Source organism: Burkholderia guangdongensis (assembly GCF_013403875.1).
Taxonomy (GTDB): domain Bacteria; phylum Pseudomonadota; class Gammaproteobacteria; order Burkholderiales; family Burkholderiaceae; genus Burkholderia; species Burkholderia guangdongensis.
Window position 1 is genome coordinate 1 of the sequence record NZ_JACBNX010000003.1, and the last position, 16,503, is coordinate 16,503.

Consider the following 16,503-nt stretch of genomic DNA (forward strand, 5'->3'; position numbering starts at 1 on the left):
TCTGGCGAAGAGCGGGATGACGATGATCGTGGTCACGCACGAGCTGGGGTTTGCGCGCGAGGTGGCCGATCGCGTGGTGTTCATGGATGGCGGGCAGATCGTCGAGAGCGGTCCGCCCGAGCAGGTGCTGGCGCGGCCCCAGCACAAGCGCACGCAGGACTTCATCGCCGCCGTCATCGCGTGATGGAGCGCCGCCGGCGCGCGTCGCTCAGTTCGCGAGCAAGGTCCTGAGCGACGCGACCGTATGCGGCCGCGCATACCAGAAGCCCTGCGCTTCGTCGCATCCGAGCTCGCGCAGCCGCTCGGCCTGTTCGACCGTTTCGACGCCCTCGGCCGTCACGCGCATCTTCAGCGCATGCGCCATCGCGACGACCCCGCTGACGAGCGCCGAGCTGCCCGCGTCATCGGGCAGCAGCGCGACGAACGAGCGGTCGATCTTGACCCGGCCGACCGGGAAGCGCGTCAGATACGACAGGCTCGAATACCCGGTGCCGAAATCGTCGAGCGCGATCTCGACACCGAGCTGCCGGATCGCCTTGATCGTCGACAGCGCGACCTCCGTATCCGCGAACAGTACGCCTTCGGTGATTTCGATCTCGAGACACTGCGGATCGAGGCCGCTGCGGTCGAGCGCGCTGCGGACGATCTCGAGCAGATTGCCGCGGCCGAACTGCTGCGGCGACACGTTCACGCTCACGCGTGGCACGTGCCGCGTCGTCCGGCGCAGCTTGCCGAATTCCTCGCACGCGGTATGCATCACCCATTCGCCGATCCGGTCGATCATCCCGCTCTGCTCGGCGATCGGGATGAATTCGGTCGGGCTGATCTCGCCGTGATGCGGATGTCTCCAGCGCATCAGCGCCTCGACCTGCGCGATCTCGCCGGTCGCGAGCGTCACCTGCGGCTGATACGCGAGCCAGCATTGCCGGCGCTCCAGCGCACATGCAAGCATCGACTCCAGCTCGAAGCGCCGCGCCGCGCGCACGTCGAGCGCGCTCGAGAAATGCACGACGCCGTTCGTCCCCGCGTCGCGCGCGGACGACAGCGCGACGTCGGTGCGGCGCATCAGCGTGTCGGCGTCCTCGCCGTTGTCCGGATAGGTCGCGATGCCCGCGTGCGCGGCGACGAACAGATGCCCGCCGACGAACTCGACCCGCTCGCACGCCTGCGCGACGACCGCGTCGATCAGCGCCGCGGACGCCTCGTCGCTGAGCAGCGCGAACTTGCCGTCGCCGATCGACGCGAGCGCATGCGCGCGCGGAATCCGCGCGCGCAGCCGGCCGCCAATCACCTGTGCGACCATCTCGACGCCCGCATGCCCGAGCGCGTTGCGGATCGTGTCGAGCCCGGACAGCTCGATCATCAGGACGCTGAACCGGTCGTTGACCGCGCGTGCTTTCGCGATGCGCAGATCGAGCCGCTCGGTGAACAACCTGCGATTCGGCAACTGCATCGAATCATCGAAATGCCACGCGTACCAGCGCTCGCCTTCCGGTGGCCCGTCGTTCGTGCGTTCGAAGCGGTCCGCCCGCTCCGGCGTGCCGGGCAAACGCGGTTCGTCGTGCGTGCCGGCGAGCGGCGACGGCGCATCGGACCGGTCGCCCGGCGAGGTACTTTCTTTCATCAGGCTTCGGCTCCGGCCGCGGATGCGCAATGCGCAGGAATGCGATCGACAAGGGCCATCGCACGATCGGCCCGATTCATCAGATGATAAACGAATCGGGCCGATGCGCGACGGTCGGGTCCGGAGATGTTAAGCGATTTGTCCGACGTACATGTGTCCGGCGTTCTTCACGCCGGCGCGCGAAAAAACGCCGCATTCCTTACTTTCGCGGCGCCGCCGGGTCGGTGACGAACCCCACCTTCGCAAGCCCGTCCGCGTTCGCGGCCGACAGCAGCGCCGCGACGCGTCCGTAGCGTGCGTCGCGATCGGCGAGCAGGCGGATCTCGGGCTGCGGCGCTTGTCGCGCGGCCGCGGCGAGCCGCGCGTAGACGTCGGCGTCCGGCATCGGCTGCGCGTCCCAGCTCATGCGCCCGCTCGCGTCGATGCCGATGTCGACGTGCGGCACGCGCAAGTCTTCGCGCCGGCTACTCGCGTGCGGCAGCGCGATCTTCGCCGCATGATGCAGTACCGGCAGCGTCACCATGAACACGACGAGCAGCACCAGCATCACGTCGATCAGCGGCGTCATGTTGATGTCGGCCGCGAGCCCGCCGTCGTCTCGCGCGGAAAGATCCGTGTTCATGCGCGCTCCTTCGTCACGACGCCCGGCATCGCAGCCGCCGACGGACGGCCGCCGGTCAACAGCAATGCATGCAGCCCGTGCGAGAAGCGATCGAGGCGCGCGACGACGCCGCGCGACAGCCGCGCGAGCGTGTTGTAGCCGAGCACCGCCGGAATCGCGACGCACAGCCCGAGCGCGGTCATGATCAGCGCCTCGCCGACCGGCCCCGCGACACGGTCGAGGCTCGCGTCGCCGCTCACGCCGAGCGACAGCAGCGCATGGTAGATCCCCCACACCGTTCCGAGCAGCCCGACGAACGGCGCGGTACTGCCGATCGATGCGAGCAGCCCGAGGCCGCGCTGCAGGCGCGTTGCGGTGTCGTCGACCGACGCCCGCAAGCTTCGCAGCAGCCAGTCGCTCAGCTCGATCCCACCGTGGCTCGCCGCGTGATGCAGCATCGCGGCCTGGCCCGTGCTCGCGAGATCGAAGAACGGCGTTCCCGGTTCGCCGAGCGCGCGCATCCCGCTGCCGAGGCCGTCCGTGTTCCAGAAGCGCGATTCCGTGCAGCGGCAGAGGCGACCGAGCTCGATCGCCTTCAGCACGATCACGCTCCACGACAGGATCGACATCGCGATCAGCAACAGCGCGACGGCGCGCGTCATCGCATCGCCTTGTGCCCACACGTGCGTGATTCCATAGACTGGCATGATGCCCTCCTCTTCATTCGTCGAGATTGAACGTGATCGGCACATCGGCGCGGGCCGGCACCGGCGTGCCGTTTTCCGCGTACGGCCGGCAGCGGCTCGCGAGCACGGCCTCGCGCGCCGCGTCGTCGAGACGCGCGTAGCCGCTGCTCGTGACGACGCGCGCGGCGCTCACGCGCCCGCCCGAGTCGGTTTCGAGCTCGACGACGACGGTGCCCGCTTCGCCGCGACGCAGAGATTGCGGCGGATAGTCGGGCTTCACCAGCGCGCAGTCGAGATGCGCGACGCGGCGCGGCGTGGCGATCGCGGGCGACGCGGGCGCATCGGCGCGCGGTGCTTCCGTGTTTTTCGGGATGGCCGGTTGTTGCGGCGCATGCTGTTCGGTTGCTTGCGCCACTTGTCGAGTCGAAGACGTCGGCTCGGACGGGGCCGGCATCGCTCGTGATGGACTTTCGTGCACGGGCGGATTCGGTGCGGGTGTCGCCTCGGCCTGACGTTTCGCTGCGGGCGACGCGGGCGGCGCACGATGAACCCGCGTCGGCTCGATCGCACGTTCGCGCGGTGCAGGTGCCGCCGTTGGTGTCGGCGTCGTTATCGGTGCCGGCGTCGGCACAATCAGCGAAGCCTTAATGACCTTGACGCGCACCGTATCGACGCGCAGCGGCGCACTGCGCATCATCGTCGCGAGCAGCACGACGTGCATCGCGAGCACACCCGCGACGATCGCCGCGCGCCGCCCCGCTTCCCGTGCACTGCGCGAGCGTCCGACGTGCATCGCACCCGTCACCTCCGCCACGACCGCGCTCATCGCCGTCTCCACTCAAAGCGCCAGCGAATTTTCCGTGCTGCGGAACACGAGCGGCCGTGCGTCGTCGCGCTTCGGCTGCCGCGCAAACGTCACCGCCTGCACGACCTGCCCGTGATGTTCGGACTTCGCGCACACCGGATCGGCGGCGGCCGGATCGCCGGCCAGCAGATACGCCTGACAGCGGCACCCGCCGTGATCCGCATGACGCTCGTCGCAGTCGCGGCACGGCTCGCGCATCCAGCCGTCGCCACGAAACGCGTTGAATGCGTCGCTGTCGTACCAGATTTCCTTCAGCGACATGTCGCGCACGTTCGGCAGCGCGAGGCCAGGCAGCGAGCGCGCCGCGTGGCACGGCAGCGCGGTGCCGTCCGGCGCGACGCCGAGAAACACCGAGCCCCAGCCGTTCATGCACGCCTTCGGCCGCGACTCGAAGTAGTCCGGCACGACGAACAGAATCCGGCAACGCTCGCCGACGAGCTTCCGGTAGCGGTTGACGGTCTCCTCCGCTTCGCGCAACTGCTCGGCCGTCGGCATCAGCTGATCCCGGTTCAGCATCGCCCAGCCGTAATATTGCGTGTTCGCGAGTTCGAGATAGTCAGCGCCGAGATCGAGCGCCATCTCGATGATCTGCCCGACGTGCGGTAGGTTGTAGCGATGCAGCACGCAGTTCAGCACCATCGGGTAGCCGTGCGACTTGATCAGCCGCGCGACGCGGTGCTTCAGCTCGAACGTGCGCGTGCTCGTGAGGAAGTCGTTCAGCTCGCGCGTCGAGTCCTGCAGCGACAGCTGGATGTGATCGAGCCCGGCCTGCCTGAGCCGCTCGATGCGCGACGCGCTCAGCCCGATTCCAGACGTGATCAGGTTCGTGTAGAAGCCGAGCCCGCGTGCGTGCGCGACGAGCGTTTCGAGGTCGTCGCGCTGCAGCGGCTCGCCGCCGGAGAAGCCGATCTGCGCGGCGCCGAGCGCGCGCGCGGCGCTGATCGTGTCGATCCACGTCGCGGTGTCGAGCTCCGCGCCGTGCCGCGCGTAGTCGACCGGGTTGTAGCAGAACGCGCAGTGCAGCGGGCACCGGTAGGTCAGCTCGGCGAGCAGCCACAGCGGCGGCGATGGAGGAGAAGTGTCGTGTGTCATCTCAGTCGAGCCAGCCGCGCAGCCGCGCGTGATCGAGAAAGCGATAGACGTCGGGCGCGAGCTCGGATGCGCTGAACAGCTGCTCGAGCTCGCCGATGATGTCGTCGAGTTCATGCGCGCCGTCGCAGCGCGCGAGAATCTCGCCGGCGCTCGGATTGAGCTTCACCATCCCCTCGGGATAGAGCAGCACGTACGCGTCCTGGGCCGCTTCCCACTGCAAGCGGTACATGCCCCGCAGGCGGGGACGCAGCGGCACGCCGCTGACGGCATCGATCGGGTTCATACGGGATACGCCTTTTCGACCGCATCGAGAATCGACCAAAGAATGTCGAGCTTGAACTGCAGGATGCCGAGCGCGCGCTGCTGCGCGTCCGGCGTCCGGAAATGATCCAGCGTCACTTCGAGCCCGTGCTCGACGTCGCGCCGCGCGAGCGGCACGCGGCTGCGGAAATAGTGCAGCCCTTCCGGCTCGATCCACGGGTAGTGCGACGGCCAGCCGGCGAGCCGGTCGAGATGGATCCGCGGCGCGAACATCTCGGTCAGCGACGAGCAGACCGCCTCCTGCCACGGCGCGCGCCGCGCGAAGTTCACGTACGCGTCGACCGCGAAGCGCACGCCCGGCAGCACGTGCCGCAGCGACCACAGTTCCGCGCGATCGAGGCCGACCGCTTCGCCGAGCCGCGCCCACGCCTCGATCCCGCCTTCGTCGGCGCCCTGCCCGTCGTGATCGATCAGCCGCTGGATCCAGCGGCGCCGCGTTTCCCGGTCCGGGCAGTTCGACAGGATCGCCGCGTCCTTCAGCGGAATGCTGATCTGGTAATAGAGGCGGTTCGCGACCCAGCCGCGAATCTGCTCGGGCGAGCAGCCGCCGCTGTTCAGCAGCCGGTTGAACGGATGATGGATGTGATAGCCCGATTCGAGCGCGCGCAGCCTCGCCTCGAATTCGGCGGGCGTCCACGGCGTGTCGTGCGGAGCCAAAAAGGAGATTGGTGCGTTCATCGTCATACCTCGAATTGCATGCCGTCACGCGCGACGTCGATGCCGTGCTCGCGCAGCAGCGCATGCTCGGCGGAATGCGGGTCGAGAATCGGGTTCGTGTTGTTGATGTGCGTGAGCACCTTGCGCGTGCCGCGTGGCAACCCGTCGAGCCAGTCGATCATCCCGGGCCGGCCGTGGTCGCCGCATTGCGCGAGATGGCCCATGTCGGCCGCACGCTTCGTCGAGAAGCCGAGATCGATCATCTCGGTCGCGCGCCAGAACGTGCCGTCGACGAGCACGAGGTCCGCGCGATGCATCGCGGCGCGCACGTCGCCGTTGATTTTCTCGAGGCCGGGCGCGTAGAACGCGCGCATGCCGCTCGCGACGTCCTCGATCAGCAGCGCGATGTTGTCGCCGGGCACTGACGACGCGCGGTGCGGCGAGTACGGCGGCGCCTTGCTGTCGACGGGAAACGCGGTGAAGCGCACACCGTCGCACGCGGGAATCGCGAACGGCTCGCCGAGCGCGATCGGATGCGCGTCGACGCCGCAGTAGTGGCCGAGCAGCGGCACGAGCGGTAGTCCCGTCGACAGATCCTCGAGCACCGGCGCGCACGCATAGAGCGGCAGCGGCGTCGTGCGCTCGCGCAGCATCAGCAGGCCGGTCACGTGATCGATCTGCGCGTCGCTGAGCACGACCGCGGCGATACCGCTGTCGCGCATCGCGCGCGCGGGCTGCAGATCCGGTTGCGCGCGCAACTGGGCGAGCAGGTCCGGCGACGCGTTGACGAGAATCCAGTCGACGCCGTCGTCACTGACCGCGATCGACGACTGCGTGCGCGGCAGCACGTCGCCACTACCGTCACGCGCGCGGCGGCAGTTCGCGCAGTTGCAGTTCCATTGCGGCAGTCCGCCGCCGGCACCCGAGCCCAGTATCTTGATCTTCATGATCGTTCGTTCCCGATGCCGCGCGCGCCGCATGATCCGCGACGCGCACGGCGTGTCACGATGCTCAGCGGTTCGCGATGTACATCGTGATTTCGAAGCCGAAACGCAGATCGGTGTAAGACGGCGTCGTCCACTGCATGATGTGTCTCCTGATTTGAAAGTTTGAAAGTCAGTCGAAGAACCGCGCCGGATGTGCGGTCGATACCTTCTGAGCAAGAGGCATGCCGATGCAGCCGCGAGCGCGCGCAGCCGCCGTGAGCGCGGGTTGGCGGTGCGTCCGGACAGGGATTTTTCATTCGCCGCGAAAATCCGGCATGCATGGCGAGCCGCGCGTCGAACGCGCGACACGTTTGGGAAACGAACGGTGTTGAATTTCGGAGCACCGGTGTTGCAGGACGCAACACCGGTGTGACAGTCGGCGCGCGTCAGTCGTCGTCGGATGTGCGGCCGGGCTCGGCGGCGGGCATCTTGCGGTAGATCGTGTTGCGCGACACGCCGAGCGCGCGCGCGGCGGCCGACACGTTGCCGCCGTGCCGCGCAAGCGCGGCCGCGATCGCCGACGCGGCGACGTCCTGCAGCCGCGCGCCGGCCGGCGCGAACGCGACGCCGGCCGCAAGCGGCGCCCCAATGGAGTCTGCGGAGTCGACGGAGCAGGCGGCGGCATCGGCGCCGGCCGCGCAGGGTTCGACGCCCCGACGCAAATCGTCGAAGAAGTCGTCCGGCAAATGCTCGCGCCGGATCTGACCGTCGTCGTCGACCATCGCGGCCGCTGTGCGCAGCAGATTGCCGAGTTGCCGGAAATTGCCCGGCCATGCGCAGCGCTCGAACAGCGCCATCACGTCCGGCGCGACGCTGAGCGGCGGCCGGTCCGCACCGGCAAGCGACTCGCGTTGCAGCATCTTCTGCACGACGACCGCGAGATCGCTACGGTCGCGCAGCGGCGGCAGCCTGACGACGAGGCCGTTCAGCCGGTAATAGAGATCCTCGCGGAAGCGGTTCTGCGCGATCATCTCGCGCAGGTCGCGGTGCGTCGCGCAGATGATCGCAACGTCGACCGGAATCGTCTTCGTCGAGCCGAGCGGATTCACGAGCCGCTCCTGCAGCACGCGCAGCAGCCGCACCTGCAGCGGATACGGCATGTCGCCGATCTCGTCGAGGAACAGCGTGCCGCCGTTCGCCTGCAGCAGCTTGCCGACCGCGCCCTTGCGCCGCGCGCCGGTGAACGCGCCTTCCTCGTAGCCGAACAGCTCGGATTCGATCAGCGTCTCCGGAATCGACGCGCAGTTCACCGCGACGAACGGCCCGTCGCGGCGCGGCGAATCGTTGTGGATCGCCTGCGCGAGCAGTTCCTTGCCGGTGCCGGTCTCGCCGGTGATCAGGATCGGGATATCCTTGCCGATCACCTTGCGGACCTTCGTGATCACCAATGCGACCTGCGGATCGCCGGTGTCGAGATAGCTGAGCCGCGAAAGACCAGAGCCAGAGCCAGAGCCCGCGCCCGGCGCGGCCGGCTGCGGCGCGCACGCACGTGCGGGCGGCCGCGCGGCGTCGTGGTCGTCGATCGGGCGGCGGCCATCCGCGACCGACGCGCGCCGGAACTGCACGCGCGCGCAGACGACCGCGCCGTTGATCAGGTTCAGCGCGAGATGCGGGTCCATGCTCGCACGCACGCGGTCGATCAGTTGCGCGCTCGTGATCTGGAACAGCGACGACAGCGTATGCGCGCGCAGCGCGGCGAGCGGCATCCCGAGCTGGAACTGCGCGCTGCGGTTCGCGGACAGGAAGCGGCCGTCGCTCGTGAACGCGACGATCCCTTCCATCAGCGTGCCGAGAAACTCGGGGCGGCCGTGAAAGGACACCTGCAGCGTCTCCTGAAAGGTCGTCGTAAACAGATGATTCTCGATCATCTGCACCGACATCTTCGCGAGCGCCATCGTGTGCTGGTGATAGCTCCGGTAGTCGCCGGTCACGTCGAGCACGCCGATCACGTCGCCGTACGGATCGAGGATCGGCACGCTCGAGCAGGTCAGGAAGCGGTTCGCCGCGAGATAGTGCTGATCGCCGTGGACCACCATCGCGCAGCGCTCCGCGAGCGCGGTGCCGATCGCGTTCGTGCCCTGCCGGCTCTCCGCCCAGTTCGCGCCAGGCCGCAGCGCGACCTTCTCCGCGCGCTGCAGGAAGTCGTCGTCGCCGATCGAGTGCAGAATCAGCCCTTCCGCGTCGGTCAGCACGATCATGCTCTGCGTGTTGACGATCTGCTCGTGCAGCGTCTCCATCACCGGCATCGCGTGCGCGCACAGCACGCGATTCTGCTCGCGCTTCAGCCCGAGCCCGGCATTCGAAAGAATGTCGTAATCTGGCCGCGCCGATACGCAAAGCCCGAACGTCTCGGAACGCTCGTGCGCCTTCTGGATCGGCGGAGCGGGCCAGCCGGCGGGCCGCAAGGCCGTCTGGCCGTCGGCCGGATCAACATCGTCACGCATTGTCTCCTCCGGGATCGTCCGGTGTCCGGCCGGACGTTTTGCTTCACGATGAAGCAAGCTCCGGGCCAGTCAGTCGTCGTGGACAGGCCGATCGATCGGCACCGAACGCGCGCGCAACGCGCGACACGTGAATGAAAGGCTTGAAAGGCTGAAAGGCGATCGGAATCGCCGAGTCGATACCGGACGGTTTACCGCGAACCGCTACCACGGTGATATCCGGACTCGCACCGATCCACGAACGTCGTGCGCGATTCTTGCTTCGTCGACCGATCATCCACGATACGCATTCACCGGACACCGCCTTCATGACTTCGCATTCCTCAGATCGATCGGCGATGCCAATCGCGGCGCGCCTCCGCCGCGACGGGCAATCGATCGCGTTCGCGGTCGCCGGCAACGACGACGCGCCGGCCGTCGTCGTACTGCACGGCGGCCCAGGCAGCGGCAGTGCGTTCGGGATCCTGAGTTTGTTTGATCCAGCGCAACTGCGTGTCGTGTTCGTCGATCAGCGCGGCGCGGGCGCGTCATCTCCACGCGGCGGGCTGCGCCGCAATCGCACTGACCGACTCGTCGACGATCTCGATGCGATTCGCCGCACGCTCGGCATCGAGCGCTGGGGTGTCGTCGGCGGGTCGTGGGGTGCGGCGCTGGCGGTCGCGTATGCGGGCACGCATCCGGCGAGCGTCGACGGTGTCGTGCTGCGCGGCCTGTTCCTGACGTCGAGGCGCGAAGTGCGGAGCCTGTTCGTAACGTCACGCACGAAGGCACCGCGCGAATGGCAACGCCTGTGCGCGGCGGCCGGATGCGCGCGCCCCGGCGCATTGCTGCGATGCTGTGCCCGGCGACTGCGACCCGGCGTCGGGAAAGCGCGGCAACGCGCAGTCGCGCTCGCATGGCGTGCGTATGAAGATGCGATCCTCGCGTCGGCGCGGCCGGGGCGCTCGCGCGCGGCCGGATCGCGCGACGCGAACCACCCGAAAGCCGTCGCCGCGCTGATCGACAAATACCGGGTTCAGGCGCACTACCTGCTGCACGACTGCTGGCTCGGCGAACGTCGCGTGCTCGCGCTCGCGCGCGCCGCGTCGATCGTGGGCGTGCCGATCTTCGCCGTGCATGGGCGGCGCGATCCCGTCTGCCCGGTCCGCAACGTCGATCGCCTCGCGCACGTGGCGCCGCCCGCGCGAATCGAGCGCGTCGACGCCGGCCATCTCGCGGGCGATCCCGCGCTCGCGCGCGGCGTCGCGCGCGCGATCCATGCGATGTTCGTCGATGCGCGCGCCGCATGACGCACACGTGACGCGCACGTCACACTCACGTAACGATCGCGCGCTCAATCCCATTTGTAATGCAGCCCGACCCAGATACCACGCGGCGCGCCGGGCCCGACGAACTGCTCGTTGACCGGATTCGCGCCATCGAACGAGTGACCGGGCCCGTTGAAGAAGTTCTGACCGAGCACGGCAAAACTCGCGTAGCGCTTATTGAGCACGTTCGTCACGTTCGCGAACACGTCGAGCTGCTTCGTGATCCGGTAACGCGTATCGACATCGATCAGCAGGTAGCCGGCGATCTTTCCGTTGGCATCCTGATTGTTTTCGTCACCTTGCGCGTATACACCGCTGCGCCAAGTGACATTCGTGCCGATGCTCCACGTCGTCGTCGCCGCATAATCGAGCCGCAGCTTCACCGCGTGCTCGGGAATACCCGGAATGCGGTTGCCCGGCTTGACCGTGACGATGCCGTTCGCGTCGGCGCTCGAATTCGCGGGGCTGCTCTCGGTCCACGTCGACCGATAGGTCGCGTCGATGTAGCTGTAGTTCAGCCCGATCCCGAGCGGACCGAGCTGCGTGCGGCCCGCGAGCTCGATGCCTTGCCGCCGCGTCTTGCCGACGTTCTGGAAGTAGCCCCGCGAGCTGCCGGCGGTGCTGACGAACTCGATGTCGTCATCGAGCGTCGTCCGATAGGCGGCCGCGCTCCACGTCGTCGCTCGCCCGATCCGGCCGCGCGCACCGACCTCGAACGTCTTCGACACGACCGGCCGCAACGCCGGGTCCGCGACAAAATCGTTCGGCAGCGAGCACGGCGCGGCAGGATCCGCGCACGCGAGCTCGATCGCGGTCGGTGCGCGCATTCCTTCGTTGTACGTCGCATAGGCGGTCACGCCGGGCGTCGGATTCCAGTTGACCCCGATCGCCGGATTGAAACGCGAGAACGTGTGGTTGCCGTCGAGCAGCGGCTGCACCCCGCTCTCGTCGCCGATTCGCGCGTTCGCGCGGTCGTAGCGGCCGGACAGCGTCATGGTCCATTGCGGCGTCAGCGACAGTGTCTCGCTCAGATAGAAGCCGTCATTCGCGTTGCGCGTCTTCGCATTCGTCTGCTGAACGAAATTGCCGATGCCGATCGCCGCGCGATCGGCGGTGAAGTACGCGTCCTGCTGCGACGCCACGTAACTCGAATTCGCGACGTCGGCGGTAACGCCCGCGACGAACTGACTCGCCATGCCGCCGAGCTTGCCGAGCAGCGTGAGCTGCAGGCTCGCGCCGTAGCTGTCGGTCGTGACGATCGAATCGGCGTTGGTCCCCTGCACCGTGTCGACGTTGCCCTCGGCGTCAAGCGCGCCGTAGTCGGTATTGTTGTTGCTGCTGACGTTCTCGCTGCGCAGATGCCGGTAATACGCATTGCCGCTCAGCTCGACGCCGTCGCTGAAGAAATGGTCGCCGGACAGCGTCAGATAGCCGGCGCGATTGCGGTTCAGGTCCGGATACGTGTACGCCTGCCTGGGGTTGTCGAGGAACGAGCGCGGAATCGTCTGGCTGCCGTACAGCGCGTTGTCCGCGCCGCCGGCCGCGATCGACAGCGTCGTGTCGTCGTCGGTGTAGCGCAGCTTGCCGAACGCCTGCCGCACACGGCTCGCGTCGTGGTCCGCCCAGCCGCCGTCGTTCGACGCGTTCGCGGTCGCATAGTAGTCGACATGCGGGCCGAGCGTGCCGCCCTGCTCGATCTGCGCGGTCTTGCGGCCCCATGAGCCGCCGGTGATCTCGGCCTCGCCGCCGGGGTCCGCGCGGCCGTTCTTCGTCGTGATCGCCACCGCGCCGCCGAGCGTATTCAACCCGTACGCGGGATTCGAGCCCGGGATCAACTGGATCTTGTCGATCGCTTCGACCGGAATCAGATCCCAGTTCACGACGTCGCCGAACGGCTCGTTCACGCGCACGCCGTCGACGAACACCGAAATCCCCTGCGGCGTGCCGAGCAGCGGCGACGCAGTGAAGCCGCGATAGTTGAGGTTCACCTGATTCGGATTGCCTTGCGCATCCGCCAGCGTCACGCTCGGCAGATTCGCGACGAAGAAATCGGTCAGCGTCGCGCGATGCTGGGCGTCGATCTCCGACGCGCGAACCGTCTGCACATTCGCGGGCACCTTCGCCAGCGGCGTGCCGATCCCGAGCAACGGCGTCGTGCCGACGACGACGACGGTCGGCAGCAACGCGGGCGCGGCAGATGTCGCCGCGGGCGTTGCCGATGCCCGCGCGTCGCTCGCCGCGTCGGCAACGGCGGCGATAGATTGCGCGCATGCGCCGCCACCAATCGCACTGAACGTCAGGCCCGCGCCGAGCGCAACGCCGATGCGTCGAGCGCGGCTGCGGCAACGCCCCCGTTGGGTTCGCATGATCAATTTCCGTCTCCGTCCGTTATTTGAAGTCGTGCCTGGCGCAGCCGCGCCGACCGATGCGGATGCAACCGTCTCGTTGCACGTCGACTTCGCGAAAACCGTGCCAGCACCAGTCGCACCGCGTGCGGCCCCGCCGCCGTTCGCTCGACACCGGCATGGCGCGCCAGCTGTGACGTTCGGCAACACCATTCGGCCTGACATGTACCCGAATGCAACACATCGCCCGGCGCCGCCGCATCGCTGCCGAACCCGCGTCACGGCCGCACGGCCGCGCCGCACATGCGTTCCGCGCGAATGGCATGCGATTTGCGAGAACGGGAGCACCCGGCCCGGCACCACGCGAATGCGTCACAGGGCCGACATCGCGGCAGTGCATCGACAAATACTCAGGAGACGATTATGAAAAAACCTTCGGCATCAGCCAGCCGGCTGGCGACGTGCGGGATCGGCATCGCGGCCGTGATCGCGCTGAACGCGGGCCCGGTGGACGCCGCCGCGGACTATCCGGCCGTCACGTACGACCGGCTCGCACACGCGCAGAACGATCCGGGCTGGCTCACCTACTACCGCACGTACAACGGCCAGTCGCATTCGCCGCTCAAGCAGATCGACGCGTCGAACGTCGGGCAGCTGAAACAGGCGTGGAGCTACCCGTTCCCGGCCGATCTGAAGCAGGGCTTCGAGGCGACGCCGATCATCAACGGCAACTACCTGTTCGTGACGACGCCGAAGGACAACGTCTACGCGTTCGACGCCAAGACCGGCAAGCAGCTGTGGAAGTACGAGCCGAAGCTCGGGGCGGAATCGTTCAAGACTGCGTGCTGCGACGTCGTGAACCGCGGCGTCGCGCTGTACGGCAAGAACGTCTACATCGCGATGCTGAGCGGCGAGGTCGCCGCGCTCGACGCGCAGACGGGCAACCTGGTCTGGAAGAAGCAGATGTTCGATCCGGGCCTTGGCTACGCGTTCTCGCTTGCGCCGCTCGCACTCGACGGCGCGATCGTCGTCGGCACGTCCGGCGGCGAGTACGGAATCCGTGGCTACATCGCCGCGCTGAATCCGAAGGACGGTTCGCTGCTGTGGAAGCGCTACACGATCCCCGGCGCCGGCGAGAAAGGCGCGGACACCTGGCCCGACGGGATGCAGGCGCACGGCGGCGGCGCGGCGTGGCTGACCGGCACCTACGACACGGCGTCGCGCACGCTGTACTGGGGCGTCGGCAACCCCGGCCCGTGGCTCGCGGCGCTGCGTCCCGGCGACAACCTGTACTCGGATTCGCTGCTCGCGCTCGATCCGAAGAGCGGCAAGCTGAAGTGGCACTACCAGTACACGCGCAACGACACGTGGGACTACGACGGCGTGAACACCCCGATCCTCGCGGACATCAAGTACGACGGCAAGGACTACGACGCGATCATTCACGCGGATCGCAACGGCTTCTTCCACGCGATCGACCGCCAGACCGGCAAGCTGATCTACGCGAAGCCGTTCGTGACGGCGTCGTCGGTGACCGGCTACACGGCGGACGGCAGGCCGGTCGAGGACGAGTCGAAGTTCCCGAAGGCCGGCACGACGATCGACACGTGCCCGAGCTTCCTCGGCGGCAAGAACTGGTGGTCGGTATCGTACGACCCCGAACGGCACATCGCGGTCGTGCCGTCGCTGCACGCGTGCATGAGCCTGTCCGGCAAGTCCGTCAGCTACATGGAAGGCCTGCCGTATCTCGGCGAAGGCTTCGAGATCAAGCCCGAGCCGGGCAGCCAGGGCTACGGCGAGCTGCAGGCGATCGACGTGACCACCGGCCAGAAGATCTGGAGCCACTGGACGAAGATGCCGTGGAATGGCGGCGCGGCGACGACGTCGACCGGCCTCACGTTCAGCGGCTCGCTCGACGGCCACCTGTACGCGTTCGACACCGCGACCGGCAAGGTGCTGTGGGAGAGCCCGCAGCTCGCGAGCGGGATCATCGCGCAGCCGTCGGTGTTCGAGGTCGACGGCAAGGAGTACGTCGCGGTGCTCGCAGGCTACGGCGGCGCGAACCCGATCTGGGGCGGGCCGATGGCCGACGTCGCGAAGGACGTGCCGCGCGGCGGCACGCTGTACGTGTTCGCGCTCGATCGGAGCTGACACCGGCCCGTTAGCCACCGTCGCGCCCGTGTGGGCACCATGCGGGCACCATGCGGGCGCGACCTCCCCCGCCTTTACTGGAAAGCACGACCATGAACACTCGACTCACTCAAATCGCCGTGGCCGGCGCGCTCGCGGCGGGCGTCGCGCTGACGCCGTTGCACGCATCGGCCGCCGGCGTACGCGTTTGCACGATGCCCGGCAGCCCTTCCGCCGCGCTCGACAAATCCGTCGCACACGAGGCCTTTCTCGCGGCCGGCGTCGCCGCTTCGTTCGCGTCGCACGGGATCGACGGCGGCGACGACGACGACGGCGTCTCCGCACGCGAACTCGCGAAATCGCTTGCACGCGACTGCGACGTGATCGCCGGCTTCCCGCGCTCGGCGCTCGCCGACGCATCGGACACGCATCTGATTTTCTCTCGGGGCTATCTGCGTTCGGGCTACGTCAGCGTCGCGCTGCGCAACCCGCGCGCGGCCGGCGCGTCAGCCGCCGGCAAGGAAACCATCGCCGCCACTTACTCGAGCCCTTCGCAGCTCATCGCGGTTCAGCAGAAGAATGCGCGCTTCGATCTCGAGAACACGTCCGAGCTGACCGTCGACGCGGTCGCGAAGGGGCGTGCACAGCGCGCGATCGTCTGGTATCCGGCCGTCGTCGCCTATCAGCGAAAACATCCGCAGCAGCGCTTCGACATTTCGCCGACCGCGTCTCCCTATACGGACTGGAATCTCGCATTCGCATTCGGTCCGGGCCGGGAAGATCTGCAAAAGCGCGTCGACACCGCGCTGTCGCGGATGAACGACGACGGCCGTCTCGCCGCACTAACGCGCAGTTGGGCGCTGCCGGACACCGTCGCGCAGACGGGCCCGGCCGCGTCGGCTCACTTCACCGGCAACCGGGTATGGGGCCAGCCGCGCGCAAACCTGCTGCCCGCGCGCAACGACACGTCGATCGGCGGCTTCATCAAGGTCGCCGCCACCGCCGGCGGCGACGCACCGACGTTCGATCACGAACAGGTCGAGCACGGCCAGCATCTGTATGCGGATTCGTGCGCGAAATGCCATGGCGCGCAGCTCGAAGGGATCACCGCGCCGGCGCTGAGCGGGCCGGCGTTCGCACCGGCGGCGCACTCGCACCTGACGATCGGCGGCATCTATCAGTACATGTCGACGAACATGCCGGCGGACCGCCCCGGAAAGATGACCGATCAGGAATATGCGGATCTGATGGCCTTCCTGCTTTACACGAACGGCTACAACGCGGGCAACGCGAAGCTGACCGCCGACATGGCGCGTACGTCGGCGACGCCGCTCAACGCGGGCCCGCGCAAGTAGCGCGCCGCGATGCCGGGCCGCGCGCCCGGCACTTCTTTCCTTGCTTTTTATTTAGTAATACGAATAAAAACACTCAACAACCTGGAGACGCCC

At 67.8% G+C, this 16,503-nt stretch carries 15 protein-coding genes and 1 pseudogene; 4 read left to right on the plus strand and 12 right to left on the minus strand.

What is annotated here, in order from left to right; genetic code table 11:
- Positions 1-184: pseudogene (locus tag HZI36_RS03745) on the plus strand (amino acid ABC transporter ATP-binding protein); the annotation flags it as partial.
- A 24-nt stretch (positions 185-208) separates the two neighbouring features.
- Here the strand turns inward: HZI36_RS03745 and HZI36_RS03750 are convergent.
- From HZI36_RS03750 to HZI36_RS03800, 11 genes are all read right to left on the minus strand, one after another.
- Complete coding sequence (locus HZI36_RS03750) at positions 209-1,624, minus strand: putative bifunctional diguanylate cyclase/phosphodiesterase (protein ID WP_179401299.1); 1,416 nt, start codon at positions 1,622-1,624, stop codon at positions 209-211.
- 199 nt (positions 1,625-1,823) lie between these two features.
- Positions 1,824-2,246, minus strand: coding sequence for an ExbD/TolR family protein (locus HZI36_RS03755; protein ID WP_179401300.1), 423 nt, complete (start codon positions 2,244-2,246; stop codon positions 1,824-1,826).
- Positions 2,243-2,932, minus strand: a complete 690-nt coding sequence (locus HZI36_RS03760) for a MotA/TolQ/ExbB proton channel family protein (RefSeq protein WP_179401301.1) — start codon at positions 2,930-2,932, stop codon at positions 2,243-2,245. The genes HZI36_RS03755 and HZI36_RS03760 overlap by 4 nt, the downstream gene beginning before the upstream one ends.
- A 13-nt stretch (positions 2,933-2,945) precedes the next feature.
- The gene (locus tag HZI36_RS03765) at positions 2,946-3,737 is read right to left on the minus strand and encodes an energy transducer TonB (protein WP_179401302.1); all 792 of its coding nucleotides are present in this window, start codon (positions 3,735-3,737) and stop codon (positions 2,946-2,948) included.
- A gap of 12 nt (positions 3,738-3,749) precedes the next feature.
- Complete coding sequence (gene pqqE, locus HZI36_RS03770; protein WP_179401303.1) at positions 3,750-4,868, minus strand: pyrroloquinoline quinone biosynthesis protein PqqE; 1,119 nt, start codon at positions 4,866-4,868, stop codon at positions 3,750-3,752.
- A gap of 1 nt (position 4,869) precedes the next feature.
- Positions 4,870-5,151, minus strand: a complete 282-nt coding sequence (gene pqqD, locus HZI36_RS03775) for a pyrroloquinoline quinone biosynthesis peptide chaperone PqqD (RefSeq protein ID WP_179401304.1) — start codon at positions 5,149-5,151, stop codon at positions 4,870-4,872.
- The gene (gene pqqC, locus HZI36_RS03780) at positions 5,148-5,867 is read right to left on the minus strand and encodes a pyrroloquinoline-quinone synthase PqqC (RefSeq protein ID WP_179401305.1); all 720 of its coding nucleotides are present in this window, start codon (positions 5,865-5,867) and stop codon (positions 5,148-5,150) included. Before pqqC ends, pqqD begins: the two co-directional genes overlap by 4 nt.
- A 2-nt stretch (positions 5,868-5,869) precedes the next feature.
- On the minus strand, positions 5,870-6,793 hold the full coding sequence (gene pqqB, locus HZI36_RS03785) for a pyrroloquinoline quinone biosynthesis protein PqqB (RefSeq protein ID WP_179401306.1): 924 nt from the start codon (positions 6,791-6,793) through the stop codon (positions 5,870-5,872).
- A gap of 64 nt (positions 6,794-6,857) precedes the next feature.
- On the minus strand, positions 6,858-6,932 hold the full coding sequence (gene pqqA, locus HZI36_RS03790; RefSeq protein WP_006485436.1) for a pyrroloquinoline quinone precursor peptide PqqA: 75 nt from the start codon (positions 6,930-6,932) through the stop codon (positions 6,858-6,860).
- A 286-nt stretch (positions 6,933-7,218) separates the two neighbouring features.
- Entirely contained in the window at positions 7,219-9,276 is a 2,058-nt protein-coding gene (locus HZI36_RS03795) for a sigma-54-dependent Fis family transcriptional regulator (RefSeq protein WP_179401307.1), read from the minus strand.
- 43 nt (positions 9,277-9,319) lie between these two features.
- Complete coding sequence (locus tag HZI36_RS03800) at positions 9,320-9,583, minus strand: hypothetical protein (RefSeq protein ID WP_179401308.1); 264 nt, start codon at positions 9,581-9,583, stop codon at positions 9,320-9,322.
- Here HZI36_RS03800 and HZI36_RS03805 point away from each other — a divergent pair.
- Positions 9,582-10,562 (plus strand): alpha/beta fold hydrolase, encoded by a 981-nt coding sequence (locus HZI36_RS03805; protein WP_179401309.1) that lies wholly within the window; start codon positions 9,582-9,584, stop codon positions 10,560-10,562. The genes HZI36_RS03800 and HZI36_RS03805 overlap by 2 nt on opposite strands.
- Before the next feature lie 44 nt (positions 10,563-10,606).
- Here the strand turns inward: HZI36_RS03805 and HZI36_RS03810 are convergent, their stop codons facing one another.
- Positions 10,607-12,946 carry a TonB-dependent receptor gene (locus tag HZI36_RS03810; RefSeq protein WP_179401310.1) on the minus strand — a complete coding sequence of 780 codons (2,340 nt, stop codon included), beginning with the start codon at positions 12,944-12,946 and terminating at the stop codon, positions 10,607-10,609.
- Between the two features lie 402 nt (positions 12,947-13,348).
- Here HZI36_RS03810 and HZI36_RS03815 point away from each other — a divergent pair, with 402 nt between their 5' ends.
- The gene (locus HZI36_RS03815) at positions 13,349-15,076 is read left to right on the plus strand and encodes a methanol/ethanol family PQQ-dependent dehydrogenase (RefSeq protein ID WP_179401311.1); all 1,728 of its coding nucleotides are present in this window, start codon (positions 13,349-13,351) and stop codon (positions 15,074-15,076) included.
- Between the two features lie 92 nt (positions 15,077-15,168).
- Positions 15,169-16,410: a c-type cytochrome gene (locus HZI36_RS03820; protein ID WP_179401312.1), complete on the plus strand. Its 1,242-nt coding sequence runs from the start codon at positions 15,169-15,171 to the stop codon at positions 16,408-16,410.
- Positions 16,411-16,503: the final 93 nt, after the last annotated feature.

Excerpts from the sequence above, each read along its gene's own strand:
- HZI36_RS03820 (WP_179401312.1), top strand. The coding sequence starts at position 15,169 with ATGAACACTCGACTCACTCAAATCGCCGTGGCCGGCGCGCTCGCGGCG.
- pqqB (WP_179401306.1), bottom strand. The coding sequence starts at position 6,793 with ATGAAGATCAAGATACTGGGCTCGGGTGCCGGCGGCGGACTGCCGCAA.
- pqqC (WP_179401305.1), bottom strand. The coding sequence starts at position 5,867 with ATGAACGCACCAATCTCCTTTTTGGCTCCGCACGACACGCCGTGGACG.
- pqqD (WP_179401304.1), bottom strand. The coding sequence starts at position 5,151 with ATGAACCCGATCGATGCCGTCAGCGGCGTGCCGCTGCGTCCCCGCCTG.
- HZI36_RS03810 (WP_179401310.1), bottom strand. The coding sequence starts at position 12,946 with ATGCGAACCCAACGGGGGCGTTGCCGCAGCCGCGCTCGACGCATCGGC.
- HZI36_RS03760 (WP_179401301.1), bottom strand. The coding sequence starts at position 2,932 with ATGCCAGTCTATGGAATCACGCACGTGTGGGCACAAGGCGATGCGATG.
- HZI36_RS03815 (WP_179401311.1), top strand. The coding sequence starts at position 13,349 with ATGAAAAAACCTTCGGCATCAGCCAGCCGGCTGGCGACGTGCGGGATC.
- HZI36_RS03765 (WP_179401302.1), bottom strand. The coding sequence starts at position 3,737 with ATGAGCGCGGTCGTGGCGGAGGTGACGGGTGCGATGCACGTCGGACGC.
- HZI36_RS03800 (WP_179401308.1), bottom strand. The coding sequence starts at position 9,583 with ATGAAGGCGGTGTCCGGTGAATGCGTATCGTGGATGATCGGTCGACGA.
- HZI36_RS03805 (WP_179401309.1), top strand. The coding sequence starts at position 9,582 with ATGACTTCGCATTCCTCAGATCGATCGGCGATGCCAATCGCGGCGCGC.
- HZI36_RS03750 (WP_179401299.1), bottom strand. The coding sequence starts at position 1,624 with ATGAAAGAAAGTACCTCGCCGGGCGACCGGTCCGATGCGCCGTCGCCG.
- HZI36_RS03755 (WP_179401300.1), bottom strand. The coding sequence starts at position 2,246 with ATGAACACGGATCTTTCCGCGCGAGACGACGGCGGGCTCGCGGCCGAC.
- HZI36_RS03795 (WP_179401307.1), bottom strand. The coding sequence starts at position 9,276 with ATGCGTGACGATGTTGATCCGGCCGACGGCCAGACGGCCTTGCGGCCC.
- pqqE (WP_179401303.1), bottom strand. The coding sequence starts at position 4,868 with ATGACACACGACACTTCTCCTCCATCGCCGCCGCTGTGGCTGCTCGCC.